Origin of the sequence: Bacillus sp. C30, from assembly GCF_040838255.1 — a bacterium.
Classification (GTDB): domain Bacteria; phylum Bacillota; class Bacilli; order Bacillales; family Bacillaceae_G; genus Bacillus_A; species Bacillus_A mycoides.
Genome location: NZ_JBFPJH010000221.1, coordinates 1 through 5486, shown reverse-complemented (window position 1 = coordinate 5486; position 5486 = coordinate 1). Strand labels below are relative to the sequence as shown.

The 5486-nt window shown below is 35.0% G+C and carries 2 protein-coding genes and 1 pseudogene; all 3 read left to right on the top strand.

Annotation, left to right across the window (positions count from 1 at the left end; translation table 11 throughout):
* The first annotated feature begins 23 nt into the window (after window positions 1-23).
* The 3 genes and pseudogenes from colA (at window position 24) to floT (ending at window position 5398) form a co-directional block, all read left to right on the top strand.
* Window positions 24-2914 (top strand): annotated as a pseudogene (gene colA, locus AB3X49_RS16850) (collagenase ColA).
* Between the two features lie 348 nt (window positions 2915-3262).
* The gene (locus AB3X49_RS16845) at window positions 3263-3811 is read left to right on the top strand and encodes an NfeD family protein (RefSeq protein ID WP_016121430.1); all 549 of its coding nucleotides are present in this window, start codon (window positions 3263-3265) and stop codon (window positions 3809-3811) included.
* Between the two features lie 12 nt (window positions 3812-3823).
* On the top strand, window positions 3824-5398 hold the full coding sequence (floT, locus tag AB3X49_RS16840; RefSeq protein ID WP_002125100.1) for a flotillin lipid rafts scaffold protein FloT: 1575 nt from the start codon (window positions 3824-3826) through the stop codon (window positions 5396-5398).
* The last annotated feature ends 88 nt before the right edge of the window (window positions 5399-5486 follow it).

Below are 5486 nucleotides of genomic sequence, written 5' to 3'. Positions count from 1 at the left end.
TATATAAATAGGGGGGCAATAATATGAACAAGAAATCAAAGGTCAATAAAGTGCTGCTTAGTATTAGTACAATGGCGCTATCGCTCGGAGCAATTCAAACGAATGTATCAGCAGAAGAAAAGGTACCGTATAATGTATTGCATTCGAAACCAGTTGGAATTGAAAAACCAGTAGATGAGATCGGACACGCTTCTAAAGCCGAGGAAACATTATCATTTCAAGAACGTTTAAAAGTAGGAGATTTTTCACAGCGACCAGCATCTATTACGAAGAACTCGGCAGTAAAGCAAGCTAAAGAAAGCTATTCAATGGCTGATTTAAACAAAATGAATGATCAAGAATTAATTGAAACGTTAGGCAGTATTAAGTGGCACCAAATTACAGACTTATTCCAGTTTAATGAAGATGCAAAAGCCTTTTATAAAGATAACGGAAAAATGCAAGTAATTATAGACGAATTAGCTCATAGAGGTAGTACATTTACGAAAGATGATTCAAAAGGAATTCAAACGTTTACTGAAGTGTTACGTTCAGCTTTTTATCTTGCATTTTATAATAATGAATTAAGCGACTTAAATGAAAGAAGCTTCCAGGACAAATGTTTACCAGCGTTAAAAGCTATTGCGAAAAATCCCAACTTTAAGCTTGGAACAAATGAGCAAGATTCAGTCGTATCTGCATATGGTAAATTAATTAGTAATGCTTCAAGTGATGTTGAAACGGTTCAATATGCGGCTAATATTTTAAAACAATATAATGATAATTTTCATACATATGTAGACGATCGTATGAAAGGACAAGCTGTATACGATATGATGCAAGGTATTGATTATGATATGCAATCTTATTTATTTGAAACTCGTAAAGAGGCAAAAGATACAATGTGGTATGGGAAAGTAGATGGGTTTATTAATGAAATAAATCGTATTGCTCTTTTAAATCAAGTAACACCAGCAAATAAGTGGCTCGTTAATAATGGAATTTATTTTGCTAGTCGTTTAGGTAAGTTTCATAGTAATCCAAATAAAGGATTAGAAGTTGTTACACAGGCAATGCATATGTACCCGCGTTTAAGTGAGCCGTATTTTGTTGCAGTAGAACAAATTACAACAAACTATAATGGGAAAGATTATAGCGGGAATACGGTAGATTTAGAGAAGATACGTAAGGAAGGAAAAGAGCAATACTTATCAAAAACGTATACATTCGACGATGGATCTATTGTATTTAAAACTGGGGATAAAGTGTCAGAAGAAAAAATTAAGAGATTATATTGGGCTGCGAAGGAAGTAAAAGCGCAATATCATCGTGTGATCGGAAATGACAAAGCTTTAGAACAAGGTAATGCAGACGACGTATTAACGATAGTAATCTATAATACTCCAGACGAATACCAGTTAAATAGACAATTGTATGGATATGAAACAAACAACGGTGGAATTTATATTGAAGAGACAGGGACATTCTTTACATATGAGCGTACGCCAGAGCAAAGTATTTATAGTTTAGAAGAGTTATTCCGTCATGAGTTTACTCATTATCTTCAAGGGAGATATGAAGTTCCCAGTTTATTTGGAAGAGGAGATATGTATCAAAATGAAAGATTAACTTGGTTCCAAGAAGGGAATGCAGAATTTTTCGCAGGATCTACTCGTACAAATAACGTTGTACCAAGAAAGAGCATAATTAGTGGATTATCATCTGATCCTGCAAGCCGTTATACAGCAGAGCGTACACTATTTGCTAAATATGGTTCTTGGGATTTCTATAACTACTCGTTCGCATTGCAGTCTTACTTATATACTCATCAATTTGAAACGTTTGATAAAATTCAAGATTTAATTCGTGCGAATGATGTGGGAAATTATGATACGTATCGTGAGACTTTAAGTAAAGATTCTAAGTTAAATAAAGAGTATCAAGAGTATATGCAGCAGTTAATTGATAATCAAGATAAGTACAATGTGCCGGAAGTAGCAGATGATTATTTAGCTGAACATGCACACTAACAGAAGTGAAGAAAGAAATTAGTGAAACGTTGTCTATGAAAGATACAAAAATGACAAAGCATACATCTCAATTCTTTAATACATTTACATTAGAAGGCACGTTTACAGGTAGTGTAACAAAAGGTGAGTCAGAAGACTGGAAAGCAATGAGTAAAAGAGTAAATGAGGCTTTAGAACAATTGACGCAAAAAGAATGGAGTGGCTACAAAACGGTTACAGCATACTTCGTTAATTATCGTGTGAATAGTTCAAATGAATTTGAATATGATGTAGTCTTCCATGGTATCGCAAAAGATGACGGAGAAAATAAAGCTCCGACGGTTAATGTAAACGGACCTTATAATGGGTTTGTAAAAGAGGGAATTCAATTCAAAAGTGATGGATCAAAAGACGAAGATGGAAAAATCGTTTCTTATTTATGGGATTTTGGAGACGGCAGAACAAGTAAAGAAGTTAATCCAGTACATGCATATGAAAGAGAAGGAACTTATAAAGTAGCGTTAGTAGTAAAAGATGATAAAGGAAAAGAGAGTAGAAGCGAAACAACTGTTACAATTAAAGATGGAAGTGTAACAGAATCAGAACCAAATAATCGTCCAGAAGAAGCAAATCGTATTGGGTTAAACACTACTATAAAAGGTAGCCTTATCGGTGGGGATCACACCGATGTTTATACATTTAATGTCGCATCAGCGAAAGATATCGATATTTCTGTTTTAAATGAGTATGGAATCGGGATGACATGGGTACTTCACCATGAATCAGATATGCAAAATTACGCAGCTTACGGTCAAGCTAATGGAAATCATATAGAAGCAAAATTTAATGCAAAACCAGGTAAGTATTACTTGAATGTATATAAATATGATAATGGTGATGGAACATACACATTATCAGTAAAGTGAAACTTTAATCAGTGGGGGTTCTGTTCATCCCCCACTGATTATTAGTTGAACCAATCGGGCATTTACGGGCAGTAAGACTCCCACAAATAGCGGGATAAAATAAGTACTCTTCCAATGTATGTTTAACTTTACTTTTTGTGGAAAACAGTATATTATATAGATATACAATATATCGGTTATTCACTAGGAGGAGCCTGTCACAATAGGTTTCTCCTGTTCTTTTTTAGAGACCTATCTTACAGGTTTTTCTTTAAAAAGTAAATAACTGAAAATTAAGATTAATATTTCTGGAAGAGGTGGGGCATACACATAACAAAAAAGGAATTGTTTAAGAAAGGGGGATAAGAAATGGTCTTGTTTGGTTATCCACTTGAAACAATTTATTTATACGGATTCATAATTGCAACTATACTTACTGTCATTTATATCTTCTTTGGAGATATATTTGAATCAATATTTAGCTTTGGTGGAGGATCTGTATCCGTTGTAACGTTGCTACTTAGTTTTTTCGCCATGTTATGTGGACTTAGTTATATAGGAGAATATTTATATTCTTATAATAGTCTCGTTATTTTCGGGTCCTCATTTGCTATATCTTTTATCGGTGTTTTCATAATGAAAATACTAATTTTAAAACCAATTGCAGAAGCGGAACAAAATACTGTGCAACGTATGGATGAATTCATTGGTTGCAAGGGGGAAGTCATTACGACAATTCCTACAGAAGGATTTGGTGAAGTATTAATCTCATCTCAATTTGGAAGTAATGCAATACCAGCGAAAACAATTGGGAAAAAAGATATTTCACAAGGAACCGAGGTCATTATTGAGGGAGTTCAAGATGGAGTTTTACTTGTACAAAACATTGCTTATTCTTTAAAAAAACCAAAATTATAAGGGGGAATTTACATGACGATTCCATTAATTATCGGTGGAGTTTTACTCGCAATTTTACTTCTACTCATTTTAGTATTTATTACGAAGTATCGTACAGTTGGCCCGGACGAAGCATTAATTGTAACAGGGAACTGGCTTGGTGGTGGAAAGAATGTCGTTACCACTGATGATGGAAAGAAGATTAAGATTATCCGCGGTGGTGGTACTTTCGTTGTTCCAATTATGCAACGGGCAGAACTTCTTAGCTTATTAAACTACAAATTAGAAGTTGGAACACGTGATACATATACGAAACAAGGTGTACCGATTACAGTAAACGGTGTTTCTATTATTAAAGTAGGATCGACAATTGAAGAAGTTTCTACAGCAGCTGAACAATATTTAGGAAAAGAAACGGAAGAGTTAAAAGTAGAAGCAAAAGAAGTTTTAGAAGGGCATCTACGTGCTATTTTATCTTCTATGACAGTAGAAGATGCTTATAGTAATAGAGAGCAATTCGCACAAAAGGTGCATGAAGTGGCTTCTACTGATTTGAAGAAGATGGGACTTCGCATCGTTTCCTTTACAATTAAAGAAATAATGGATAAAAACGGTTACTTAGATGCACTTGGTCAGCCGCAAATTGCAATGGTTAAGCGTGATGCAACAGTTGCAAATGCAGAGCGTGAAAAAGAGGCACGAATTGAAAAAGCTCGTGCTGAGAAAGAAGCAAAAGAAGCGGAATATCAACGTGATGCACAAATCGCTGAAGCTGAAAAACATAAGGAATTAAAAGTACAATCTTATAAGAGAGACCAAGAACAAGCTCGCGCAGATGCAGATCTTTCTTATGAATTACAACAAGCGAAAGCACAACAAGGTGTTACAGAAGAGCAAATGCGAGTTAAAATCATTGAGCGTGAAAAGCAAATTGAGTTAGAAGAAAAAGAGATTGCGCGTCGTGAAAAGCAATACGATGCAGAAGTAAAGAAAAAGGCAGATGCAGATCGCTATGCTGTTGAACAATCAGCTGAAGCGGAAAAAGTAAAACAAATGAAAAAAGCAGATGCGGATCAATATAAAATTGAAGCAGAAGCAAGAGCACGTGCAGAAGAAGTTCGTGTAGAAGGTTTAGCAAAAGCAGAAATTGAAAAAGCACAAGGTCAGGCAAAGGCAGAAGTACAAAAGGCGCAAGGTACAGCGGAAGCAGATGTTATTAGGTTAAAAGGTTTAGCAGAAGCAGAAGCGAAACAAAAAATTGCAGAAGCATTTGAATTATATGGGCAAGCGGCAATTATGGATATGGTTCTAAAAATGCTTCCGAGTTATGCGAAAGAAATTGCAAGTCCACTTAGCAATATTGATAAAATTACAGTTGTCGATACAGGCGGCGGTGGTAAGAATAGCGGCGCTGGAAAAGTTGCGGGTTATGCGACTGATTTAATGGCAACAATGCAGGAAACACTAAAAGCTTCTTCTGGTATTGATTTAAAAGAGTTATTAGAAGGGTTTGCAGGAAAAGGGGCAGTACAACAATTAGCAAATGATAAACCTGTTGTATCTGTAGTAGAAGATAAGGAAAAAGAAGTAGAAAAAACTAAAGAATAGTAAGATGGAAAGAACCTCTAGTAAGTGGGATACTAGAGGTTCTTCTGTGAATTATAATATTTCGAATAATATACATTTTTATACATTG

Bases quoted from the DNA above. Each gene is read 5' to 3' on its own strand.
- floT (WP_002125100.1), top strand. From the start codon at position 3,824: ATGACGATTCCATTAATTATCGGTGGAGTTTTACTCGCAATTTTACTT.
- AB3X49_RS16845 (WP_016121430.1), top strand. From the start codon at position 3,263: ATGGTCTTGTTTGGTTATCCACTTGAAACAATTTATTTATACGGATTC.